This window comes from Candidatus Thorarchaeota archaeon, assembly GCA_021498125.1.
Lineage (GTDB): Archaea > Asgardarchaeota > Thorarchaeia > Thorarchaeales > Thorarchaeaceae > B65-G9.
Genome location: JAIZWL010000007.1, coordinates 19,838 through 44,716, shown reverse-complemented (window position 1 = coordinate 44,716; position 24,879 = coordinate 19,838). Strand labels below are relative to the sequence as shown.

The window sequence follows — 24,879 nt, the reverse complement described above, 5'->3', positions numbered from 1 at the left end:
ATAAAGAGTCGTTATCATCAGCGCATACAATTCGCAAGGCCGATGTAGGACGATTCAAATATAGGACACAAGTGAGCTGAATAGGCGATTTTCATATGGACGGCCATATCCTCGAGCTGAAAGAGGTCACAAAACGATATGGTGACCGAACACTCTTTGAGAATGTTTCTCTCAACCTACATCATAAAGAGGTCATTGGGATCTCCGGCCCATCAGGGGGAGGCAAGAGCACGCTTCTACGTATTGCAGTGGACCTGATTCCGCCCACCTCCGGAGAGGTAATCTTTCTCGGAAAGAATGTACATGAATGGAACCCACGCGAGCTCAGACGAAGGATGATCCTCGTACCGCAGCAGGCAAGTATGTTCCCGGGAACGGTCAGAGACAATCTACTGTGGGGCCTTAAGATCCACAGGTTAAAGACAACAGAAGAGGCCCTCGCACAAGTGCTACGAGAGGTCAATCTCCCCTCAACGATGCTGGAAAAAGTAGCGGACAATCTTTCGGGTGGAGAAAAACAACGTATTGCAATAGCTCGAGCATTACTTCTAAAACCTCATGCACTGTTATTGGATGAACCGACCTCTGCCCTAGACGAGGAGTCCACACTCATGGTAGAAACCACCGTGAACAATGTGGTCTCAGACCGAGAAGTGGGCGTTCTGATCGTGACCCACAATAGAGAACAGGCAGAACGTTTTACTTCGCGAGTCATAGAAATTGGAAATTCGGAGGTGCACTAAGATGATGCAGTTTGGTTTTGACATAATGGCTTGGTTCAACTCACTCCCTACTGATGTAGAGCAAGCGATAGTAAGCTACATCACTGCGATGATCCTCTTGGCAATCCTGATTCTTGTCACCCGCTGGCAGGGGTTGGGAGTCGGAAGCAAACTCATTGTAGGAACGATTCGCGGCACAATTCAAATCATCTTGATGGCACTCATCCTCGTTGAGATCTTTGCACTTGAGAACATGATCATCATCTATATCGTCCTCTCATTCATGGCCACCTTTGCAGCCTATACGACCCGCGGAAACCTTGACAAGATCCCGGGAGTCATGAAGACCTCGTTACCGGGGATTTTCGTTGGAGGTGTCGGGGTCATGTTTCTCGCAACGATTCTGGGCATCGTCAAACCGACTGGAGAGTTCATCATCCCCATGGGAGGTATGGTCATAGGCAATTCAATGGGCATGACGGCACTTGTCCTTGACAGAATGTGGGGCAATGCTCAGAAGCAGCGTGCCCTCATGGAAACCGCACTCGCACTCGGTGCCACACCCCTTCAGGCCACAGACCTCACGATCAGAGAGTCGATCAGAAGCGGCATGCTTCCGAACCTCAATCGGTATGCGTCGCTGGGAATAGTGAGTATTCCAGGTCTCATGAGTGGAATGATCATTGGTGGTGCAAGTCCTGTCGCGGCAGCATTTTATCAGGTCATCATCTTCATCATGATCTTTCTCTCAACCGTGAGCTGTGGGATCATAGTCTCCAGACTCTTCCTGAAACAGATGTTCAATGAACGCATGCAATTAACAGTCCCACCTCCTGACTCGTAGAGATCGGTCACGGTTGGAGGCGACCACTGGGAAATCCAAAGTATTAAAACTGAGTTCCTACCGGACACGTGCTCAGAAACCGGAGGCGACAAGCGTGAGCGAAGAGACCTTCGACATAATAGTAGTAGGAGCAGGCGTCATCGGCACGGCGACTGCATACTATTTGCAGAAGAACAATCCTGACAAGCGGATACTCCTTCTTGACAGACAGTCAGCCCCGGGCCAAGCAAATACGGCCATGAGCGCGGCTGCTGTTCGTAACATGTTCGCTTCATCGACCAATCAGCTCTTGACAGACACGTCGATCAAGCACATGGAACACATCCAAAATGAGGAAGGATTCGAACTCATGTTCGAGAAGGTGGGCTATCTTTGGCTGCTCAGTGAAGAACAGCTCAACAGTGATAGCGTGCAACTCTGGATGAAACGGATGAAGGCGTCGGGAGTACATTACCGCGTATACAACAAACAAGAACTCAACGATCTGATGCCCGGTCTTAACACAGACTTCAGCGGCGATGAGGATGCAGAACTGATGAATCTGCGAGAAGTCAGTTATGGTCTCTTTGGTGCAGACTGTGCAGTCCTCGATCCTACTCGACTTGTCGATTATTATTTTGAAGAATTTAAAAAGATATCACATGTCAAACCACGCTTCAATGTCAATGTCACCCGACTTCTCTTAGAGGCAGATCCCAAACTCGATCTCCCCGGTGAACCATTCGTCTGGCAGTTCAAGCGTGTCAATGGGGTAGTCACCGACGATGGGCCGATACGCGCCGAGACCACCGTTCTCGCCACTGGTGCGTGGGCGAATGAGCTCCTCGACCCAATAGGCATGGACAGTCGGCTGAAGGCTAAGAAACGCCAGATTTTTGTCATCCACGCAAAGGACAACCAGAAGCTTCTCGACCTTCTCAACACCAAAGGGTTCAATGACATGAACTGCGTGCCCTTTGTGATCCTCCCAACTGCGGGTGCTGGAGGAGCCGTCTACTTCAGACCTCAGCTTCAAGAGAAAGGATTCTGGATCGGATGCGGTGACAAGCTGGGCCGATCGTACAACTACGTTCAGACGGAGGACTTCAACACGGGTGAGACCCCGTACTACGAGAACAGTCTCTATCCAGTGCTCTCAAAGTACTTCCCCGCATTTGAGGGAGCACGACCAGTCTCAAGCTGGGGTGGTGGCTATAGCTATTCTCCTGATGCGATTCCGCATGTCTATCTCGAAAATGGTGTCCTTGTCGTGAACGGTGCAAGCGGCAGCGGCATTATGAAATCAGATGCAATGGCTCGAATCGCAGATGCGCTCTATCGTGGCGAACCAGAAGCCGAACTCTATGGCGGGAAAAAGATCCCATCTGACGCCCTCAGTCTAAAGCATCGCCAGGTCGAACCCGAGAATGTTGTGATCTGATCTCTCGTACAATCCGAAACGTCCCCCCTTCCATCTATCTGAGGGGGCCCACCACTTTAACAATCCGCAGAAATGTAGTCAGAGATACATATTCACAGGAGTAGCTCACAGTTATACCTCTCTGGATCGACGAGCGCGACAGAAAAATTAGTCATGCTTTTCGCTTGCTCCAAGGAGCCGGCTCTGTGTGAAAAGTCAGTGAAATAGTGATCATGAGAAGTATGAACACCATTTTGCGATCGAATCCAAAACGTTTCGGGATTCATTCTGACTTGAACGATCTATGTCTGTGGACTTTTCACACAGCTCCCAAGGAGCCTGCATGATCAAATACCAAAAACGGAGTGCGCTGTATTCCGACAAGATTGCTGAATAATATACAGATATAATACCAAAGAGCCAAATTCTGACACAAATCTTGACATCTCTAAATGTTCGCAGAATAATATTTGTTAATTTTCACGTTGGCATGAGTAGAAGGAAAGGAGGCAATGCGTAATGCCGAAAATCAGGAACCATTTATTGACTCTTGCAGTGTTTCTGCTGGTATTTACAACCTCAATGGGTCTCGTGACAGATAGCGTGAGTTCAGGGGATTCTAATACTACACATAAATTAAAAACACAAAAGCGCGGACCTGTAGTGGTCTCCGGATACTCATCACATGATCCTATCATCATCAACTCTAACGTAGACTTTGCCACACAAGGTTGGCCAGGAAGCGGAAACTCGACAGACCCATACCTCATAGAAGGTCTCCATATCGCCAACGTGACAGGGATCATTATTGGGAACACAACGGTCCACTTTGTGATCCGGAATTGCTTCATCGAATCCAATCGGACAGGAATTCTTCTAAACAATGTAACAAATGGAGAAATTCGTGACTCGTTCTTCAAAAGAAACCATTACGGAATTAGTGGCGAGAACTGTTCACATATGAGGATCACCAATAACACATTCTACTTTACTGGCTGGGGCATATTCCTCACCAACCTGGATTCGATTACCATCACTGATTCCAAGTTTGAACTTGCAAGATTAAGCATAATACTGGCTGGCGGATTAAGTGATCCTAATTCCAAGGCATATATTGTAGATGTAATAATTAAAAACTGTATATTCAACAGAACAACATCTGCAATCCAATCTCTCAAAAAAATAAATAACGTGACAATTCAGTCCAGCCTCTTCATCGATTCTATAAACGGAATTACTACTCGTGGAGGTAGCTATTTGGACATCATAAATAATACTTTTACAAAAACAGCCTCCGGAATCAATATTATGGATCTTCCCATCATCCCACTGCGAATTATAAATAATACCCTCGACCGCAGTGCTATGTGGATTGACGATTCGCAACCTGAGTCAGGGACAGAAATTAGCGGCAACACCATCAACGGGATAAAATTCGGCTTTTTCCAAAACATGCACGACACCGTCATTAATGGCAATGACTATGGCCAAATCATTCTCGTCAATTCCAATAATGTGAACATTACCCACGGCCACTTCGCTAATGTCACGCAGGCGATCTCTATCTTAAAGTCCTCCAAGTGCATGGTCTCTGATGTAACGATTGAAAGAACAGATGGGTCAAGTATTTTTATTTCGGACTCGACAGATTGTACTATCACGAATTCAAGATTTTACGATCTATCAAGTAATGCGATAACAGGTAAGGACCTTAGAGACATACAAATAATAAACAATAGTATATTTCATTGTAAGAGTGGTGGTATTAGACTTTATAACGTCACAAATGCGGCTATTAGAAACAACACAATTATTCGGACACAATACACAGGCATTGATCTCACAGATACAAGCAGCATAATAATAGAAGACAATGTGATCAAAGATATAGAGGACAGCGGCGCGATCTACGCATCAGTTTCAGAATCGATCGTAATAACAAAAAACGAAATAGTAAACAACACGAACGGACTTTTAATATTTAATACATTTGACTCCACTATCAGCTCCTGCAAGATTATAAAAAATAGGGCCATTGGCATCCAGCTCTATAATTGCCAGACGTTTTCTGTCATATCAAATATTGTGGCAAACAACAGCCTGGGAATTTATCTGAAAGACAGCTCTAATTGTACGCTCGTCAAGAATATCATCTCATTGAACAGCGAGCTAAATGCCAAAGATGATGGATCGGACAATAAATGGGATGATGGAAAAAGTATCGGGAATTCGTGGGGTGACTATACGGGTGGCAGTACCTATGCAATTTCAGGTACGGCCAACTCTATTGATTACTTCCCGACCGTTTCGGATATTGATGGAGATGGCCTGATCGACATTGATGAGCTCCAGAAATACGGTACCGACCCGTACAATCCGGATACTGATGGTGATGGGGTCTACGATGGCGATGAGGTCAGAATGTGGAGAGATCCATTAGACCCTAATGACCAAGGACCGTGGGGGTTAATTATAATTATCGCGGCCGCAGTAGCAATTGTCAGCCTTTGCATCTTAAAGAAGAGACGATGACAATCACCTGTCGTGCCATCACCGTATTACTTGGAGCCACGATGAGAGGATCACATTCACGCTGACCTTTCCCGAGCTTGCCTTATACCGATTAGAAATGAAGAACCGACCCACATCAGTTTCCAGCAGTGCAATCCCAATTAATAATGTACACAGTTCTTGGATATAACAGCACGTAATCGTTTATCAAAAACTGGCTGAGATTTATATGGACAAAAGAACACAGGATAGATTGGGAGCTTATTTAAAACTCTAAAAATATAGGCGGGAGAGTATTAATAAAATTGCGAAAAAGTGTCGCCGGATTATGCATAAAAGCCAAGCCATTCCTGTTAATCATCTTACTCATTCTGGTCGCATCAAATATGGTCATGAGTGACCAAGTTGACATAGTAAGGGGGACTGATCGGCATAGCAACAATTTGGCGGATCTTACTACGCACAATCCAATAGAAATTGTCACGAATACAGACTTTGCCACACAGGGCTGGCCGGGAAATGGTAGTGCAACAAATCCCTATCGGATAGAGGGTCTCCAAATTAATGGGGAGATAGCAATCAGCATAGAAAATACGACAGCACATTTCATCATTCAAAATTGCCTAATAGAAACCAACAATTCGGGTGTCTCCCTTGATAATGTGACCAATGGAAAAATCTTCAATGTGACATTCGTGGGCCATACCTTCACTGTATGGTCCACGACCTACGGGATCAAGGGGGAAAATTGTACGAGTATTGAGATCAGTCAGAACTCGTTTCGAGATGCAGCCACTGATATTCGTATGACCTATTCAAAATCAATAATTATTAACAAATGCACGTTTACAGATTCGAACAATGGAATAACTTTCGGTGACTTTTTCTCAGAAGGTCATGAACCAAGCAAGAACATCTCTATTACAGAGTGCACTTTCAACGGTGTGTCAGAAGGGATTGGTCTATACAACGGTGTAAACAACGTCAGTATACGCTCCTGCACTTTAGACGCTGATTTCTATGGTATTTACACTCTGGCCACATCAAGTGTCAGTATAATGAATAATAGAATAAAAGCTAAGGCATGGGGAATTAGTATATTTTCGTCAGGCTCATTTCAAGTGATCAATAACTCACTCTACTCATGTGCTTTCAAAATTCAAGACATTCTAGACATATCCCACTCAGTCATCACGGGCAATATGGTGAATGATCTACCACTAGGATTTTTCCACACAAATAATATTGTTATATCTAACGGGTCAACATATGGACAGATCATCCTGCAAGAATGTTATAATGTAAATATTACCGGAGGGACCTTCACAGATACGTTCATGGGAATTTTCTTAGAGAATTCATTCAAATGCACGGTCGCAAATATCGCAGCAATGAATAACAAATTTATGCAAATTTCTATTTCTAAATCAAATAACTGTACTATCTATAATTCAAAATTTTCCGGGTCTATTATGGGTATACTCGGATTCCAAACAGAGAATACACTCATTCATCATAATCAGTTTACAAATCTGAATTATGGAATATTTTTCTTACAGAATAGCAATAATATAATGAATAATAGTATATTCAGCGACTACTACAACAACGGAATAGATGTAATGAATGAAGAAAAATCAGTGATATCTAATAACACATTCAGGGAGTCCAATGGAACAGGAATTCAAATGACCTTCAGTAATCATATCACTATAATCAACAACTCTATTGTGAACAACGAAGCAGGAATTTTGGCGTATAATTCGGAATCGTGTAGTATCGTATCAAATACGATCATGCATAACAATGGGACTGGTATTGATGTCAAAGATTGTCAGAAGTTCGAGATCATATCCAATACCATTACAAACAATAGTGTTGGAATCAAGCTACATACCTCCACACAGTCATGTGCCATCTTTGGAAATACCATAGCTCAGAATCGAGAACTAGATGCATTGGATAATGGTACGAATAATACATGGGATAATGGAAATGACTTGGGAAACGCATGGGGCAAGTATACTGGACACGAGACCTATCCGATACCAGGTCTAGCAAAGTCAATAGATCACTATCCCACGTACGCAGACACAGATGGCGACGGACTGACCGACATAGACGAGATCCAAAAGTATGGGACTGACCCACTCAATCCTGATACTGACGGAGATGGAGTCCCAGATGGGGAAGAAGTCAGACTGTGGCGTGACCCCCTAGATCCTATCGACCAAGGACCTCTAGGAGTCTTCGTGATCATCGGAGTCGTAGGGGTGATTATCATTCTTTATGTCGTGAGGAAGAAACGGTAACGATCTCTCTGTGCGCTCTTCACAGCACGTTCCAGAGGTACCAGTCCGCAGAGCTGATATACTGCTTGCGGCATCCGGAATGAACCTACTTGACACCAACTGTATATGCAGCAGGTCTGTTCATCCCTACTTGCCAAGTGGTAATTTCCAGTATTTGGCGATCTGTTCCGCGTGCTGCTTGGTCTTGACCTTCTCGATACCGTGAGGGCCACCATAGATGCCGTCGATCAGTCCATTCTCGTCAATGAGAAACGTGATCCGATGGATACCGAGATATTCCCGACCGGCCAACTTCTTGGGAACATATACGCCATACAACTTTGCAATACTATGATCCTCGTCCATCAAGAGCGCGAAATTAAGATCATATTTTTCTTTAAACCGCTTATGCGACTTTGCACTCCCACCTGAAACACCAAAGACACGAATGTTCTCCCCTGAAAACACCGGCAATGCATCTCGTAGGGAGCAGGCCTCTGCGGCACATCCGGGTGTATTGTCTTTCGGATAAAAATACAGAACGACCTTGTGTCCTCGATGATCACTCAGCCTGAAGCTCTCGCCGGATTCCGTAACGGTCTCAAAATCTGGTGCCACATCTCCAACGTTCATCTCGATTCGCCACTGGACAATGGTCTTACTTGTGACCGATCATTGTAAGTCTTGTGATGTAGAGAATTTCGGTCGGACAGGGCCATCATGGATTACATTAGGTTTATATGCATAAAACCGACATGTATAAGCATGTTACTTTGATGATCATGAAATAATCGGTCATGGTTATCAAAAATGCAGATTGAGAGAAGAAGAAGATGTCGAGAACAGGCTTAACATATGCCGTTGGAATAGGGATTTTATTTCTGCTTATTATTTCCTCGACCGTGAACATGGACACACAAAAAGAGAGTATGCAAAGCAATACAGCAGAGAACCAACAGATCGTTTTGTCAGACTATACCGCACATGCACCATTTGTGATCACGTCGGACTCGGACTTTGCCGCACAGGGTTGGCCGGGAAACGGTAGTGTTACGAACCCGTACATAATCGAGGGTCTCCAAATCGGCGGTGAGATAGGAATCACCATCAATAACACACGAGCCAACTTCACTATTCGAGAATGCTTACTCGAATCGAGCGACACAGGAATTTACATGTTCAATGTCACTCACGGGGTGATCACAGACTCGGAGTTCACCAATGGGTATCAGGGGATCTATGAATGGAATTGCACAAGGATCATCTTTTCTAACAATTCGTTCCACGATCAGGTTCGTGGCATTCGAATGATCGGTGGTCACGCAATCACCATCGCGCACACGATATTCACTCATGTGATCGTTGGTACGGATATCAATGATGTCGATGATTCGGATATTACGCATCACACATCCGGCAAACTTGAAAATATCACTATAACAAATTGCCAGATCTATGATTCATTTTCTGGTTTTAAAGTTCAATCGAATCATCTGGCGGATCATTGCATAATACAATCATGCTACATCAATAATGCGAGGCGAGGGATCAGCGTCGAGTTCATGTCAGATGTTAGCATCATCAACAATACAATAAGGAACACAGAAAGAGGAATTCACACACTATTTTCTGTTCCCGCTAAAATAATAGATAACACACTCGTCAATAGTTCATTCGATATAGATCCAGACATTTCTGGCTGGCTGGGAACCGTTCAGGGAAACACCGTTAATGGCAAAAAGTTGGGGTATTTCAATTACATTCAGGATGTTACCATTGATGGAACCGAGTACGGTCAAATATATCTATCATATTGTCACGATATCACGATCAATGGGGGCTCGTTCGAAAATCAAGTCATAGGGATTTTCATTGACCACTCGACCGATTGTACCATATCTGACGTAACGATCAAGGGGGCAACTCGGTTCGGAATATACTTGTCAGCAGCAATTCATTGTGTCGTCAGTGATTCAGAGTTTGTTCACTCGTATATTGCTATACAGGCCTCCTTTTGCAAAAACGTCCAGGTGGTCAACAATTTCATGCACAACCAAAGTGTAGGAATATCAATTGATAATGATTCCAATTCAACCTGCATAAATAATAAAATAATCGAGAGCTTCTACACAAGCATTCTACTCCAGCACGTGACTAAAACAATGATCGTAAACAATACAATTGATAACACAGTAATGACTGGAATCAAAGCAAGCTATTCAAGTGAGATTTCATTAATAAATAATAAAGTGTCATTCTGTGAACAAGGAATCGTCCTCTCCGAATCCGAGACCTCAGTGATAACCCAGAATACGATCATGCATAACAACCTTACAGGCTTGCAGCTTTTACGTTGTGAACAATTTAATATAACATATAATACTATTGCAAATAATAGTGTTGGGATCGAGTTACAATCATTCACCAAAACCTGCCTCGTCTATGGGAACACTATATCCCTAAATCGCAAACAGAATGCATACGATTACGGTATGGACAATACATGGGATAACGGAATTGACGTGGGAAATGCTTGGGGCGACTATTCTGGAAATGGCACCTATCCAATCCAAGGTACAGCGGGATCTGTTGATCGATATCCCACATTCTCAGACATAGATCAAGATGGGCTGTTCGATAAGGACGAGATCCAAACATACGGAACTGACCCGTACAATCCTGATACCGATGGCGATGGGGTCTCCGATGGTGATGAGATCAACATGTGGCGGAATCCATTGGATCCTTATGACCAAGGCCCTATTGGGATACTAGTGATAGGAGGAGTCATTGCAGTAATCATATTATTATTTATGATTAAACGCAGAAAGTAAGCATCACATTGTACGTTGAAAACGACCTCCAATAAATTAGCACATCCCTTGCCAAAGTCATGACTTTGACTCAAACTACATGTCGGATTTCGATACAGACTTGGGATACAGAAACCCTTCATTGATGTAAGCACAGACGATATCCTTGAAGCCGGGACAGGAACTCCACCGCATCTTATATTCACAAGCCTCACAAGTCTTCTGGATCTCACGAAGCCGCCGAATATTCATCAAGGTCATAATAGGAAGGTAGACAATGAAGATAAGAAAGCCCTTCATCACAAGGTACGTTGTGACACTGCCGCCAGTTATCAGTATTGCAACAACAAAGAACGCAAAAGATCCACCGAGAAGAAGTTTGGCAACCGCCTTCACTTTTTTATTTTCAGTCAACCCAAAAGCACTCATAGCCAGAGAGATCGCAACTCCGACAAAGGCCCAGAGATACAGTGTGTCACGGACGAATAAGGTGGGATTGATTGACCACAGCACAAGCAAGAGAGGGAGTGCTGTAAAGAACGAGAGAGAATTGAAAAAACAGCCAATGCACCACTTTCGGCCAAATAGCAGGAAAGTGTGACCCTCAAAAAAAGAACAAAGAGGATGATGGGCTGTCAAGATGGGGCCTGAAATCTGGAGGAATCGTAGGGGACGACCAATGACCGACCCGCGGTCAAACACCAGTCGTCCTCGATTCGGGTCTGAGATCACATCCTCGCAGGATTGCTTACTCAGCTCCTTCAGCTCCTCATCGTTGACAGTCACAATTTCATCCTTAAGATACAAATTAGGTTGTAAAGGTGAATGTTGGCATAGTTGGCATAAATGCCGTCAGCAATCCCGGGAATATCAAGAAGATGATTGCAAAGAGAACGATTCCTGCAATAATACCAGTGATTAGCCAAGCAACAATTGCACCACCCCAACCAAGATTATGGCGGGTCTTGATAAAGTACCAAGAAAGGATACAACCAAGAATTGGTATCATCGAAACTATTGCCATCAAGAGAGCCGTCACAAACGTTGTGCCCAACTCTCTGTTTTCACCGTGTACAAAACCAAGGGCTATGCCTAGAAAGACTGCATTTATGACCAGTAAGATTACGAAAACCATTACCATCAACAGTCCAAAGCTACCCATTAGCAACGCAAAGTCTAGCTGCATGTTTTTATTCTCCTCCCTAAAGGAAGCGAAGTGAGCTTGTGCTCGACATCGTTAGTTAAAAATTTGACGACTGTTAATTTAAAATTTGAAACCCACCTAAATGATTCATAGGCAAAAACGTATTTTAATATATTTCTTCGGCGCAATAGTAACTGCAGACCAAGAAGGCCAGATTTTATATACACAAGTTCCGAATTAGTACTGGAGAGCGAATGAGAGTAGATTCACGACTGAGTAAACGTGTCCCCAGTCTTGTGTACGATCTTTTTGTGAGAACCCGTCGTGACGGGAGTATTGAGATCTTTACAATCGACTATGGAGGAAAACTAGGGATCTATGACACGGAAGGCCACAAGATAGCCTCGCGCGCATGGAGTCCCGAAGTGCGAAGCATAGCAATTGGTGATGTGGACTCAGACTTTGCGGATGATGTGATCGCAGGTACAAAAGACTGCGTCATCATCATTGGCGCAAAGGGCAATCGTATCGCCAAGATCGAGCGACCAAGCCCCGTGATCACCTGCGATGCCGCTGATATCGATGGCGACTGCGCCTCGGAAGTCATCGCGGCCCTGCAAAATAATGAGGTGACCCTGTGGAACGATGAGACCACAGTGATCTTCTCGCGGAAGTTCGAGTCGCCAGTGACTTCGGTCAGACTGGAAAACATGACCGATGATGAAGACTTGGATGTAGTTGTCATAGAGCGAAAAGGGCGAGTCACAGTACTCTCTGCATCTGGACATGTGCTCAAAGAAATAGAACTTGATGATAAGGACATCCGAGTCGCAACGGTCCTTGATCTGGAAAAGGAGAAGGTCATAGTCACAGGCGGCCCAAAAGAGGCAGCACTAAAGATCTGGAACGTGGAGGGACATCTCATCAGCCGTATTCCTCTCCCGGACGTGCCTCATTCAATCGATGCAAACCGACACTTTAGAGGAAACTCGCTCTTCTTAGTCGTCGGAACACAGGCCAATACTCTTGAGATCATTCGGTTGGTCAGCGCAAAAGAGTCAGCGGCCACAAAACGCGTCGTGGAAGAGCTCCGCTCCACCAAGAAAGAAATCTACCGACGACCAATCCGTTGTGGGTATTGCGGTGCTCCAGTCCCGCCTGATGTAAATCGCTGTCCCTCGTGTGGTGCATACCTCGAGTCCTTTGAGGAGGAAGAACTCGACAAGTTCATCACGGAGACTATCAGTTCTGTACTTGAGGCGGACCATCAGATCAAGCTGAATGAACTTGATAGAATAGTGCGACGAACATTACCAGCACCGAGAGTATACAATCTGCGCCGACATATCCAGAGCATGGTCAAACAGGGAATCGTGTCAGGGCACTTTCGCGGTTGCACATTTATTGCCACTACGCGACCAAAGCCCAAGACCACTGCTAGACCACTGGCTGAACGAGAGAAACAGATTCGCGCAATCGTTAGCACACGAAGATCGGATATTGGAGACCTCATTGACATCGCAGATGCGCTCTCAGATACCGACATCGACCACGAGCTCAGTCCGCGGGACATCCGGCACGCCCTGATCCTCCTTATGAAACAAGGTGAGATCGAAGGCGAGTTCGTGGGTCGGGGAACATTCCTTCTCACCTCAAAAATTGATGATAAGACCCTTTACAAGAAAATTGCAAGCAAGATTCCTAGCAAGTAGGAGAATACACTAAAAATGAAGAGCATGTCAATTTCGAAAAAAGTTGTCTACGGCCTCGTTGCAGCGGTGATTCTTTCATCGGTACTCATAGCCGCACCGCAAGCATTCTTGATCTACGATATGTCAAACAAGAATGCACAGGACGCAGCAGACTCGGTAGTCAACGAACAGTTGTATGGCATCATGAACACCACATCGAACTTGGGGAACTTCATCCGTGAAAAGATGGACTTCTATTTTGATGGCGTGTACATGATGGAGGAGTACGCAGAAAACCTATTCAACGGGAGATATAACGCCACACCACAACACTCGTATTTCTGGGACCCCGATCTCGAGTTCCAGAGGACGGGCTATAGGGTACCAAACATACAGAGCATTCCCGAATACGAGTCCGACAGCATCTCCTTTGATGTCAGTTGCTACTACATGCCGAGACCCTACTACAATGGAGGCGACCCGTTCAACTGGGATAGCGACATGAAGTACGTTTTAGACACGACCTCGAACATGGACAATGTGTTCCGAAGCCTGCACCAGATGACGCCAGACTATATCTGGTTGTACATGGGCTTTGATACAGGCATTACTGATAATCATCTATTCAAGAACTACCCCTACGACAATCTTGATTATTTCCTCGGCTATTACAATGACAACCACAACGATCCCACAGCGGACTATGACCCGAACAAGGAAGCATGGTACGCAAATGCAGTCGCGGCGACTGACGGAAAAGTGGCGATCACAGCTCCCTATGGTGACCCATCCGCAGGCCTCGTACTGTCGATGGGAAGACCAATTCAATTTGATAATGGAACGCTCATCGGCGTGGTCTCTGCGGATGTGACACTTGACACGATCAATCAAAATGTCGTATCGCTGAAGGTCCTGGACAATGGCTATGCTTTCTTGCTTGACCATGATGGAAGTCTTCTTGCGCACCCCAAATGGACAATAGAGGGACAGACACTCTATGATCTTGAATTTGGAGGCAGCCAGACAGCAGACGCCGTAGCATTCCAGAGTACACTTACACAGATTCTGAACAGTGACAAGGGACAACAGAAGTTCACAAAGAACGGTGAAACTTGGTACATCACCTACGAAAAGATAGCCGATACCGGAATGATCGTCTGCACCGTCACCCCCTATAGTGATGTCATTGCTCCAGCAATCGCACTGACCAATGCAGTCAATGCACAGGTCTTCCAACAGTTCGGACTACTTGTGATCTTTATGCTTGGCATTATCGCAGCATCAGCAAAGATCTCCAGCAAGCAAGGCCGTGCAGTCGCAGAACCAGTCATTGAGATGACCAAGGTCCTCAAAGACATCAGCACGGGTAACGTTCGAGACCTGATCGACACATCATCAATTCGGTTCGAAGAAGTCCGCGTCACGGCAGATGCGATCTTGTACCTGCAACACATGGGCCGTATTGCCAATGAGGACTTTATCAGAGGTAACCTTGCCGCGGCCAATGAGAGCTATTCTACGCTACTGAACTTGGCCACGGACATGGAGATCGTTCAGGGAATTCAGGCCATGGAGATGAACCTTGGCAATGTCCATCGCCAACGTGGACAGATCGAAGAGGCACGCCGCCGATATGAGCGCGCTGAGAAACTGGCCAAAGAAATGCTTGACAAGGCGAAGAACGAAGAAGAACGAGTTGATGCTCTGGAACGTCTTGCACAGATCCAACACAACTACGCCATTCTCTCAATGGATGAGGATGACTTCTACAAGGCAATGGAGTTCCTCAACGAGTCAATTCGCTATGACGAAGAGATCGGCAACACAAAGGGACTGTCCAGACACTATGATACGATGGGTATGTGTTACATGGCACTAGGTGAGACTGACAAGGCCAGAGCCGAGTTTGAAAAGGCTCTTGATATTGCAACCAAGGTTTCCAACCGCCGTACCATTTCATACATCGAATATCACATGGGGCGACTCTTGGCAGATATGGGACAGCATGCGGAGGCGGAACGCAGGTTCCGAAAGTCCGCAGAGATCGCCGCAGAAATGGGCGAGATCGGGCTTGCTATCACGGTCCTTGAAGCACTGGCTGATTCTCTCGATGCAATGAACAAGTCAAGTCATGAGGTCCGAGTCCAGATCGAGGAACTCAAGACTCGTGGTGGGCGAGGAATGCTATACCTCTTTCTTGTCATCGATTCTTCCGGAAGCATGGAGGGTGCAAGAATCGAGGCGGCAGTAGCCGGAGCCCAGAATATTCTCAACAACGTGATCGGCGAACGTGACCAACTGGGTGTCATTAAGTTCCAGAGTTCTCCGAGAGTTGTACGAGATATGTCACCAGTGACCGACAAGAACAAGGCATCTCGCGAGATCAGAAAGGCTCTCTCAACAGGTGGGGCCACTGCATTCTTTGATGCAGTAGGCTTGGCCGCCCAGAAACTCATGGCCATTACCGAACCCGGACAGCGATGGATCGTTGCACTGACTGATGGAATGGACAATCAATCGAGTAAGTACGGTACAAAGAAGCTGAAGAGCGAGTGGAACTCTCGCAAGACTGAGATAGAGAAGGTTCTCAGGGAGAGTCCAGTTCCGATAAAACTCGTCATCATTGGTGTCCGTTGCGAAAAGAAATACGACAAGATCTTGCAGGCAATCTGCGATGATATCCCAGATGCCGAGTTTCTCCCAGTAGACAGGGGCGGCGATGTGCGTCTTGCCATTCAGCGGCAATTCGAACAGGTCGAACAGAAACTCATGGCACAACTGGAGATAGGAGGAACACAGGTAGACTACTAGGAGGGAATTATATGGCAACAAGAGAAAAGAATCGAAGCTTCAAGGCGACTGTGATGTTGACGTTCCTTCTGATCACAGGAGGTACCATAGTTCTGACCAGCCTAGTGTCACTGACATTTGGGAATTCTATCGGTGGAATGACTGCTAATGTGAGCACTCAATCTCTGAAGCAACAGGCCACGGATAATGCGCTCAGTATCGCAAACACGACGGCGGACATCATCAAGGAAAAACTGACCACTGCCGAGGGAATGATCCTCTCACTGGGCGAAGAGGTGGAGAACCTATTCAGTTCAAAGAACACCTTCAGTCACCGAGAGGTCTACTACGACTACTTCTTCAAGAACACTGCGGCTGGTCCTCACCCGGCTGATGTGCACTTTGATCCAAAGTACAACATCAATGTCTCATGGAATTACAGCAGCTGGTACATCCCCGGCTCCACAAGTAGCAACTATCTGACCTACGAGAGTCAGTACAAGGACCGTCTGGGTAGAATCTCGAACCTTGACTTCATGTTCAAGTCAGTCCATGAACGAGTCCCAGAGTTCCGATGGCTGTACTTCACGTTCGCGGACACGGACATGTTCATCAACTATCCGGGCAGCATTCTCGCAGGCAGTGATGCGGATCGAGTGAGTGACCCGTGGCATCCCACCCTCGACGACTGGTATCTTGAGATTGTAGCAGGTGCAGGAAAGACTGTCTTTGTGGCACCCTATTTTGACCCTATTGAGTCGGTGCTGATGATATCAATTGGGAAGAATGTCTATTATGAAAACGGAACGCTCATGGGCGTCATCTCGGGTGACATCTCGATTGATAGCATAAATCAAAGAATCATCAACACTCAAGTCTACGAAACTGGCTATGCAGCACTCATACAAGGTGACGGAACAGTTGTAGCACACCCGAAAGTACCTGCGTCGGCTTACGAGACCGAAACACCTACTCTCCTGTCCGTGGAAGGAGGAACCCTGACTCAGAGCCAGGTCAATGAGATCACCTCAGGAAATACTGGTTCGGTAGAGTACACGCGCGACGGAAAGGACTACCTACTGGTCTATGCACCTGTTGGCAAGGGTGACTATACCTGTATCATCATTGTCCCTCTAGAGGAGGTGCTCACTGCAATACCTCTTCTGACCGCGAGGATCAATACGACCCTTGCTCAGACAATACGAAGTATCTTCATCTTCTCGGTCATAGGTCTCATAGTGGCCTCAGTCATTGGTTGGCGGATTATCGTTGACATAACGAAACCCTTGGACCAGATCTGGCGAAAGATAAGAGTAATATTGGCTCAGAAGTTCACAGGCAGGACCGAGTTCCAGCCCATCGACCTGAAGATCGACCAAGAGATCATGGATCGCGGCGATGAGTTCGGAGACCTCGGGAGAGCACTCCAAGGAGTCATGGACACCTTAGGACAGGAAGGTGAAGAGAAATAGTGTGGAGCATTGCGGATTCGAAATTCATTCACGGGTTGGAACGCGGAGACCTCTACTTCCTGACGATCGATAATGAGGGGAACCTGTGTCTGCGCCTCGGCCGGACGCATATCCCCTTTCCTCAGTTGATCGAACAGGTGCGAAGAAAGGCTGGTGATGATGCCAGCTCGTTCACGCTCCGCCTCCCTCAGATGATCGCCCATCGAATCCGTCTACTCCAACAAAAATTCAAAGAGGTCTCAGAACGCACAGGGTATAGCGGAAAGCACCAACCTCTCTTTCCCATTAAGGTCAATCAACAATACGAGTGCATCACAACCGTTCTTGACGCCGATCCCACCTACGGTCTTGAGGCCGGGTCGAAGGCCGAATTCATCCTCTGTCGGGACTCCGTTGGAACTGACAAGTCTCGGCTTCTCATGTGCAATGGGGGGAAGGACAAGGAGTACCTTCGACTGGTCAAGGATGCTCACATTCGCGGATACCGGATTCTCCTCTCCATCGAGAGCATCGCCGAGGCCAGACTTATCGTGTCCCAGTTCGCCAATGCCGATATCCCTCTGGCCCTCAGGGTCAAACCCTACATCACTGCAAGCGGTCACTGGTCACATTCAGCAGGCCGTGACTCCAAATTCGGAATCTCGGCAGAAGATGTCCCAACTGTGATCAAGATCCTTCGCGCGGCGGGCCTTCTAGAGAGTGTGGTCGCTATTCACGCACATGCAGGGTCTCAACTCGACGACCTTCGGATGATTCGCAGCTTTGTCCAATTCATGGTCGAGATGTTCGCGTGGCTCAGGGATCAGGGTCTCACCGGCCTCTCGGCAATCGACTTCGGCGGCGGGATCCCCATTGACTACAAGAGCATCAGGGAACAACCTGCGATCGACGAGTACGTCACTACTCTTGTTGAATCTCTCGTCGAGTATTCTAAGAAGCTGGGTCTCGAAAAACATCCGGATATCATGACCGAGTCGGGAAGGGCGATCACTGCGCACAGCTCGCTGATCGTTGTAGACATCGTGGACGTTCGCAATACCAGCCATAGTGGTCGTCAGGTTGAGGAGATTCTTGGGGACACACTGAGTCAATGGTCTCAGAGGATCAAGTCGGCTAACTCCTGTGAGGACTTCAAACAATTACAGCAAGCACTTGACCAAGCATTTGCCGAGCCAACTGGCAAGATACCTGAACTGATCTCCCGAGAGGCACTCTATAGCGCTGTCAAATCCGGAGTCCGAGAACGCCTCTGTGAACTGGGCATTGCCTCCGAGATCTGCAAGGACGTTCTCGATTGGGTCACCACTCCCGACACGCTCGTTGTTGGAAACTTTAGCCTGTTCAATAGCGCTATGGATCACGTCCTCGTTGACCAGTACTTCCCAGTCATCCCCATCAGCGGCCATAATGTCCAACCTGCAACTACCGTCCGCCTCATTGACATCACCTGCGACAGCGATGGCGAGATCTCGAACTTCTTGAGACGTTCGAAAAACACTGGCGACCATCTGTTCACCAGCGACAAGCGACCCCTCACTGGAAAGGCGAATGTGATTACTCACGGCATCCCCCTCTCTCACCCCGATAACATCCTCAATTCCTTCATGATCATTGCCCTTACCGGGGCCTATCAGGATGTCATCGAGGCTGACCACAACCTCTTCGGCGATCTCCCAGATATCGTCCTCACTGTCGAGAACAACGGAACTGTGAAACTCGTCTACCAGAGACGCGCCGAGTCGATCTCCGCCATCCTCAGAGATGTCGGCTTTCAGAACGGCGATACCTTCGACCCTTACTTCAATTCATAGGAGCCACATCGTATAGTCTGCTTTGAACCAGTTTATGTTCATCGACTATCAACATTGCGCCCGATGTTGTTACTGTCAGAACAACGTCCGTTTCAACTTATCTGAACCATTCCAAAACCCATCGAGTTCTTCTCGCCCAGTCCACAATCATATGCAAATGCAACAAGCTGAGGATTGCCCTCCAGTGTCACATCCATCAGGTGCGCACGATGATATATCTCTTGTATCTCGATACGTTTCTGTTTCGTCCGTTCAATCTTAGCGACCTCAATAGTTCCATCCGGAACCCTTCCAGTGTACTCAGTAAATTTCCGCACAAGATTTCGTTTCAGGCGTTCCACAAAGTCGGGGTCATTGGGTGAGAGATCCCACGTCTTGACCCGGCCGTTCTGTTCTATGCGCTTCCGAATAATTATAGGCGACATAGTAGTAAAAGTCTGAGATGATCCGTGTAGCTCCAACCCTGGCATGAGCATCGCTTCCACAACTCGAAAGTCTACACCCGCTATTCGAACAGCAGGCTCACGAAGCATCTGTCCTGCAAGAATGCGAACAAGCGTACCATCCACACTACTGAACCAGAGATACGTATCATTGCTCAAGATCTCAAGACCGTTTCTCAATGCACGCCGCTTTGGGATCTCAAGCCCCGAAAACGTGAAGTACTTGAACCCTTTGCCATCATGCAACTCTTTGTACTCCGACCTAGCCCGAATAAGCCGATCATAGAACATCGATCCCACAGCATGTTGATAGTCATATCTAATCACAGGGGGATGATGTGATCGACTTATCCTCATTGGTGCTAGGGTGACCCTAAACCTCATATGTTCATACCTCGCGATAACATCCTCAATTATAGACATACCTACGTTTATCCAATAATAAATGATTGGCTACTTAGTAGATACACTCCAAAATAGAAATGCCCACGTATATCGTCCAGACGGCTTCTGAACGCCTTTTTTTGAGGTCAGACATGCAGCATTTTTGTTAAATATTTGAGAGGCTACATTCATATACGAGAAGGCGTTTTTATTATTTATTGTTAACAAACAGTAACTTTTACTGAATTTTTATCCAGATACGTTTCCCGTCAAGTTTTCCTCAGAAACTCCGGTCAGACCAAATATTCGGGATAAAATCAGCCTCGTTCCGTTCCACGGATTAGACAGAAATGGTTGAGCGCAGTTCATCAAGAGAATTCCAAGTGGAACAATGAACCCACTGACACTACCTACCGTTTCCACTTCTAATATGAAGCAAGTCTTTCATGGAGGAAGCATCTCCGTTTCTCGGAGGATCCAGTCGCGGTTAAGGTCCCACCAACTAGAGCCTTTAATTCCAACTGCGATTGCCTCATACATCTGAGGCAGACGTTCGCGAAGCGGAATCGAATCGCTGGTTGTGATCCGTTCCCACTCATGGCGACAAGAGCATTCGATATCTTCAAGATCATCAAGAATCGATGTGTCAAGAGTCATGCTGAACCTCTGAAGATCACCAATGATTTCCTCACTGCATTGGTCACAGTTGTGGGCGAGCTGTTCGATCTCAATGCCGCTATAGATTCCAGAGAGGGTGATAGGATGATGCAGGTCGGCATTCACACGACGCAGGACTTCGATCCCTGACCAGAGATAGGGGACACGATACATTCCATGATGCATCATCCAACTGAGCAGAGTATAGGGTTTCACATTGGCCATGAAGAAGACGATTCGATCTGCGCCATTGCGTCGCGCCCAGTTTATCGTATTGACGGTGTCCTCAATGGCCTCCTGTTCGGTGAGAAAGGCTGGCTTCATGAGAACGTGTGTGATCGCATCAATATTGTACTCGTGAAGGATATCCACTGCCTCGCGGTACTGGTCCAATGAGATTCGCTTGTTGATACAATTACGAAGAACGTAGGGGTCGGCCGACTCAAGACCAAGACCCACTTGCAGATGCACATCATCACCGAAGGCTTCTCGAAAGGCGGCCATTCGCTCATGAGTGATCGTGTCAACCCGGCTCTCGGTCCCGAACCATGTGAGACCTATATTTGAGAACTTGGCGAAGATGCGCTCTCGGACATGCGGGGGGACTTCCACATCGTCGAACATAGAGCCCAGTGGCGTAAGATAGACGAAAGGGGCGCCCTCAACCTTTCGTGCAATAGCGTCGATCTGCCAGAGAATATCTGCCTCGGAGACCTGACTCCAGCCAAAATTACACATCGTACAGCCTCCCGCACGATCGTTCGAGCAGCCACGTGTCACAAACCAGTGCAGTGGCAGACCGTAGGGATGATTCCAAAGACGTGTTGCCTCCGTGAAAGAACCAAAGTCCTCACGTCTGCCGAAGGGCCGATTCTTTCTGATCTCCTGCATAATGGTTGAGAGAAATCTATTCGTTACAGGCATGGATTGAAGGGTCTCCATCTCAATCATGACCGATCACGCTCCTCTACAAATGGAAGAATAGTCCAATCATCACTCTCTACAACAAAGGCTCCCCAACGTAGCGTCTTGGGAACCGTATCATCTAATGGATGTGGTCGTAGAGCCAGCACCTGTCCGACCCCTTGTGCATCAGGTGGCTCTAACCAGTTGCCAATAGTGCCGTCCCATAGACGAAGAGCTCCATCTGTCACTATGCCACAGACCTCATGTCGAATGAGCTCGCCATAGATCCATTCAGCAAGAAGGTTTTGAGATATCCACTCGTTCCGCCATCGTTTCGTGATGTGTTCGGGATATTGCTGGATGACATGAACAGGAAAGGTAGTAAAGCCACGGTTCTTGAAGAGAAGACAGGAGATCGAAGTGAACACATTACACGAGATGACCTCACGATCAATCAGTTCACACCAATGGAGTGGCCATCCCGAGGGCCCCTGCCGATAACGTATTGAGACCCAAGTGGGACCTACAAGAGAACCAGCACCACCAGCGAGAGAGGCGTCCATGGCCACGAACCATGCCTTGGCTTGAGCACAGCACTCACTATCATGAGAGATCACAGGTGAGATTGGCATATCGTGCCAGCGTCGTATCGCACGGGATACGCGACTCATAATATCAGCCTTTACCAAAATCATAGGACATACTCCTGTCATACGCTCCTGAATCAAGAAACACGATCAGATCACCGATCTGCGGGTGCACAGCAAAATCGATATCTTCCGCAAGGACATCGGTCTCCATACAGAGACGACCGGTCACTCGCCAATCGCCATTGCGAGGCGCCAGCCACTGCCTAGTCGCCTTGCTCCGGAATAAGAGCCGGTGCGGAAAGTAGAGAGCCTGCGGCAGATCGGCGATCGAGGCATCGACGATTATGTTCGTACCTGCCTCGGACTCTTGGAGATTGATCACACGTGAGACCATGCAGGTTGCAGGTTGGACCAGTGCCTTCCCCGGTTCCAGTTCAATCTCTGTGACGTACGGCAATAGACGTGTGATCGTGTCAACAAGTGAGGGGAGGTCGGGAAGGAAGACCTCATCAAAATCATCAGGGAACCAGCCACCACCAAGGTCAACAAACTTGATCGGGACACCCGTAAGATGTTCAAGTGCCACAGCCCAATGAAGCATAGCCTCGACCAGATGCTTCCACCGTTTCACACCCAACCTACTACTGGCCAGATGAAGGTGTACCCCGAACGCTTGATCAGACGGGCATCTTTTGACAATCTGGACGAGCCGGTCAAACTGAGAGTAATCGTAGATCGGAATCCCAAAACGTGACTCCACATCGGGGGGATGAATCCGGATACCTATCACCTCAGCGATCTTCCGTTGCCGTGAGCCTTCAACAAGTTGCTCAAGATCATTCAAGGTATCGCTCATTATCGCATGAAGCGGACTTGAGGTCTCATTCTCAGGCCACCACATTCCCGGACCATTAAGAACGATCTCGGACGGGGAGAATCCCGAACTCAATGCCCGTCGGACCTCTAACTGACTGATCGCCTCGGCCAACAGGCCATGGTCTTTCATCATGTGCATGATCTTGGAATCGGGGTCGGTCTTCACACTGTACGCGGCAGTCACCGTCACCTGATCGTTCGACGCACGAGCTAGCGCCTCTTTGAGTAGTACGGTCCGCTCATGTAGGATCGATTCCAAGAGGAATGGGGTCGGGGTCTTCAGCGATTCGGACGTGATAGATTGAACCGCATTTCGAATCGCCGAGGGAACAATAGTATCATGCGGGGTGTGAACACGGGGAATCTTTCGAGTCGTGCCACGTAACCTCTTTGAGAGAAGGGGCATCCCCGAGGGGTGCTTCAACCCCGAATCGCGGTCATCTATGCTCATGCGCTGAAGTGGAGGAAGATTGTACCCCTCACGAACCGGGACCTCGACGACGATCCTGACAAACTCGGATGATGCTCGCCTCTGTGGAAGCATCTCTTCACCTGTTGCGGCCTGAACCAGCCGACCGGGGAGATTGATCCCTGCAAGCGTGGCGCCGTAGATCCACGCCGGGAAACGCGGATTGATCTCTAATAACCAGAGCGTCCCCTGAGAGTCGCGGACAAATTCGAATTCGCCACCACCTGTCCACTTAAGGTCGTGAATAATGTTCGCAATCAATTCGGAGAGGTCCTCTGGAACTGGTGAGACCTTCGCCGCCCAAGTCTTGTTCTCCTTAGTGACATCACGCTTGATCATGTGTGCGGAACCCAGTAGTTCACCGTGATAGGCTGAAAATGCAATACATTCTTCCAGCCCCGCGATGTGAGCTTGCAGAAAGAGATCGTCAACGGTAGACCATGTCGCTGAGAGTTTGCGTCGTGCCTTATGAAATCCGGACCAGTCCCGAACCATCTGAGCCTCATAGTTTGGTCCTTTGACCCAGCAGTGCCAATCATTGCGCCGACAAAACTTGTGGATATCCCACTCCGGTTCCGTCAGGCGGATAAATGGCGGAATCGCAAGATCATACTCGTGACCGATCTCATAGACGGGTTTGCTCGCCCGTTTTAACGCCTCAATGGGGGGAACAAGTAAGTTGGGATGCGAACCGATACTCTCAGCAAGCCAGTAGGTCTCAAGGTCCAGACCTGAGATCCAGAGCCGGCCTTCATCTAACAACAATCGTATCTGATCCGCATACTGGTCAAGATCAATAACTTGCCACGCCTCTTGCAACCAGACCTCATCCAGATCGGGCGAGTGCAAACCAGAACAGCGAGTGCTATAATCGACACCTATGATATGCGCGTGGGGGAATGCCTCTTTTATCGATCTGGCAGTACCAACTCCGGGGGAGGGATTGATACCTGAGTGTAAACCGCTGGTGCAAATCAACATGGCATAAAGGCACAATTTAATAAACTATTTAACTCTTCGGGTCTTTATATTTGTTATACTTTTAGTGCCGATTTTTATTATTGTA

17 protein-coding genes are annotated in these 24,879 nt (G+C 47.3%); 10 read left to right on the top strand and 7 right to left on the bottom strand.

Annotated features, from left to right (window positions below; translation table 11 throughout):
- Window positions 1-95 precede the first annotated feature (95 nt).
- The 5 genes from K9W43_12435 (at window position 96) to K9W43_12415 (ending at window position 7,788) form a co-directional block, all read left to right on the top strand.
- Complete coding sequence (locus K9W43_12435; GenBank protein ID MCF2138033.1) at window positions 96-743, top strand: ATP-binding cassette domain-containing protein; 648 nt, start codon at window positions 96-98, stop codon at window positions 741-743.
- A 1-nt stretch (window position 744) separates the two neighbouring features.
- A complete protein-coding gene (gene fetB, locus K9W43_12430; GenBank protein ID MCF2138032.1) occupies window positions 745-1,566 on the top strand; it encodes an iron export ABC transporter permease subunit FetB in 822 nt (273 codons plus the stop codon).
- Window positions 1,567-1,660: 94 nt separating this feature from the next.
- Window positions 1,661-2,986, top strand: coding sequence for an FAD-binding oxidoreductase (locus K9W43_12425; GenBank protein MCF2138031.1), 1,326 nt, complete (start codon window positions 1,661-1,663; stop codon window positions 2,984-2,986).
- 498 nt (window positions 2,987-3,484) lie between these two features.
- Complete coding sequence (locus K9W43_12420) at window positions 3,485-5,497, top strand: right-handed parallel beta-helix repeat-containing protein (GenBank protein ID MCF2138030.1); 2,013 nt, start codon at window positions 3,485-3,487, stop codon at window positions 5,495-5,497.
- 371 nt (window positions 5,498-5,868) lie between these two features.
- Window positions 5,869-7,788, top strand: coding sequence for a right-handed parallel beta-helix repeat-containing protein (locus tag K9W43_12415; protein MCF2138029.1), 1,920 nt, complete (start codon window positions 5,869-5,871; stop codon window positions 7,786-7,788).
- A gap of 126 nt (window positions 7,789-7,914) precedes the next feature.
- On the opposite strand, the gene bcp is transcribed toward K9W43_12415, so the two are convergent.
- Window positions 7,915-8,400, bottom strand: a complete 486-nt coding sequence (gene bcp / locus K9W43_12410; protein MCF2138028.1) for a thioredoxin-dependent thiol peroxidase — start codon at window positions 8,398-8,400, stop codon at window positions 7,915-7,917.
- A 200-nt stretch (window positions 8,401-8,600) separates the two neighbouring features.
- On the opposite strand from bcp, the gene K9W43_12405 reads away from it, so the two are divergent.
- Window positions 8,601-10,601 carry a right-handed parallel beta-helix repeat-containing protein gene (locus K9W43_12405; protein MCF2138027.1) on the top strand — a complete coding sequence of 667 codons (2,001 nt, stop codon included), beginning with the start codon at window positions 8,601-8,603 and terminating at the stop codon, window positions 10,599-10,601.
- Window positions 10,602-10,676: 75 nt separating this feature from the next.
- Here the strand turns inward: K9W43_12405 and K9W43_12400 are convergent, their stop codons facing one another.
- Window positions 10,677-11,366, bottom strand: coding sequence for a hypothetical protein (locus K9W43_12400; GenBank protein MCF2138026.1), 690 nt, complete (start codon window positions 11,364-11,366; stop codon window positions 10,677-10,679).
- 22 nt (window positions 11,367-11,388) lie between these two features.
- Complete coding sequence (locus K9W43_12395) at window positions 11,389-11,766, bottom strand: hypothetical protein (protein ID MCF2138025.1); 378 nt, start codon at window positions 11,764-11,766, stop codon at window positions 11,389-11,391.
- A gap of 212 nt (window positions 11,767-11,978) precedes the next feature.
- On the opposite strand from K9W43_12395, the gene K9W43_12390 reads away from it, so the two are divergent.
- From K9W43_12390 to K9W43_12375, 4 genes are read left to right on the top strand one after another with little or no spacing between them, the layout of a single operon-like run.
- On the top strand, window positions 11,979-13,436 hold the full coding sequence (locus K9W43_12390) for a zinc ribbon domain-containing protein (GenBank protein MCF2138024.1): 1,458 nt from the start codon (window positions 11,979-11,981) through the stop codon (window positions 13,434-13,436).
- A 15-nt stretch (window positions 13,437-13,451) separates the two neighbouring features.
- On the top strand, window positions 13,452-16,226 hold the full coding sequence (locus K9W43_12385; GenBank protein MCF2138023.1) for a VWA domain-containing protein: 2,775 nt from the start codon (window positions 13,452-13,454) through the stop codon (window positions 16,224-16,226).
- A gap of 11 nt (window positions 16,227-16,237) precedes the next feature.
- A complete protein-coding gene (locus K9W43_12380; protein ID MCF2138022.1) occupies window positions 16,238-17,677 on the top strand; it encodes a hypothetical protein in 1,440 nt (479 codons plus the stop codon).
- The gene (locus K9W43_12375) at window positions 17,677-19,488 is read left to right on the top strand and encodes a hypothetical protein (protein MCF2138021.1); all 1,812 of its coding nucleotides are present in this window, start codon (window positions 17,677-17,679) and stop codon (window positions 19,486-19,488) included. The genes K9W43_12380 and K9W43_12375 overlap by 1 nt, the downstream gene beginning before the upstream one ends.
- 92 nt (window positions 19,489-19,580) lie before the next feature.
- Here the strand turns inward: K9W43_12375 and cas6 are convergent, their stop codons facing one another.
- From cas6 to K9W43_12355, 4 genes are all read right to left on the bottom strand, one after another.
- A complete protein-coding gene (gene cas6 / locus K9W43_12370) occupies window positions 19,581-20,315 on the bottom strand; it encodes a CRISPR-associated endoribonuclease Cas6 (protein MCF2138020.1) in 735 nt (244 codons plus the stop codon).
- Between the two features lie 444 nt (window positions 20,316-20,759).
- Entirely contained in the window at window positions 20,760-21,923 is a 1,164-nt protein-coding gene (locus K9W43_12365) for a hypothetical protein (GenBank protein ID MCF2138019.1), read from the bottom strand.
- Window positions 21,920-22,573: a hypothetical protein gene (locus K9W43_12360; protein MCF2138018.1), complete on the bottom strand. Its 654-nt coding sequence runs from the start codon at window positions 22,571-22,573 to the stop codon at window positions 21,920-21,922. Before K9W43_12360 ends, K9W43_12365 begins: the two co-directional genes overlap by 4 nt.
- The gene (locus K9W43_12355; GenBank protein MCF2138017.1) at window positions 22,554-24,794 is read right to left on the bottom strand and encodes an ATP-grasp domain-containing protein; all 2,241 of its coding nucleotides are present in this window, start codon (window positions 24,792-24,794) and stop codon (window positions 22,554-22,556) included. The genes K9W43_12360 and K9W43_12355 overlap by 20 nt, the downstream gene beginning before the upstream one ends.
- Window positions 24,795-24,879: the final 85 nt, after the last annotated feature.

Coding starts and splice junctions, on each gene's coding strand:
- K9W43_12435 (MCF2138033.1), top strand. CDS start 96: ATGGACGGCCATATCCTCGAGCTGAAAGAGGTCACAAAACGATATGGT.
- fetB (MCF2138032.1), top strand. CDS start 745: ATGATGCAGTTTGGTTTTGACATAATGGCTTGGTTCAACTCACTCCCT.
- K9W43_12420 (MCF2138030.1), top strand. CDS start 3,485: ATGCCGAAAATCAGGAACCATTTATTGACTCTTGCAGTGTTTCTGCTG.
- K9W43_12415 (MCF2138029.1), top strand. CDS start 5,869: ATGAGTGACCAAGTTGACATAGTAAGGGGGACTGATCGGCATAGCAAC.
- bcp (MCF2138028.1), bottom strand. CDS start 8,400: ATGAACGTTGGAGATGTGGCACCAGATTTTGAGACCGTTACGGAATCC.
- K9W43_12405 (MCF2138027.1), top strand. CDS start 8,601: ATGTCGAGAACAGGCTTAACATATGCCGTTGGAATAGGGATTTTATTT.
- K9W43_12395 (MCF2138025.1), bottom strand. CDS start 11,766: ATGCAGCTAGACTTTGCGTTGCTAATGGGTAGCTTTGGACTGTTGATG.
- K9W43_12390 (MCF2138024.1), top strand. CDS start 11,979: ATGAGAGTAGATTCACGACTGAGTAAACGTGTCCCCAGTCTTGTGTAC.
- K9W43_12385 (MCF2138023.1), top strand. CDS start 13,452: ATGAAGAGCATGTCAATTTCGAAAAAAGTTGTCTACGGCCTCGTTGCA.
- K9W43_12380 (MCF2138022.1), top strand. CDS start 16,238: ATGGCAACAAGAGAAAAGAATCGAAGCTTCAAGGCGACTGTGATGTTG.
- cas6 (MCF2138020.1), bottom strand. CDS start 20,315: ATGAGGTTTAGGGTCACCCTAGCACCAATGAGGATAAGTCGATCACAT.
- K9W43_12365 (MCF2138019.1), bottom strand. CDS start 21,923: ATGATTGAGATGGAGACCCTTCAATCCATGCCTGTAACGAATAGATTT.
- K9W43_12360 (MCF2138018.1), bottom strand. CDS start 22,573: ATGATTTTGGTAAAGGCTGATATTATGAGTCGCGTATCCCGTGCGATA.
- K9W43_12355 (MCF2138017.1), bottom strand. CDS start 24,794: ATGTTGATTTGCACCAGCGGTTTACACTCAGGTATCAATCCCTCCCCC.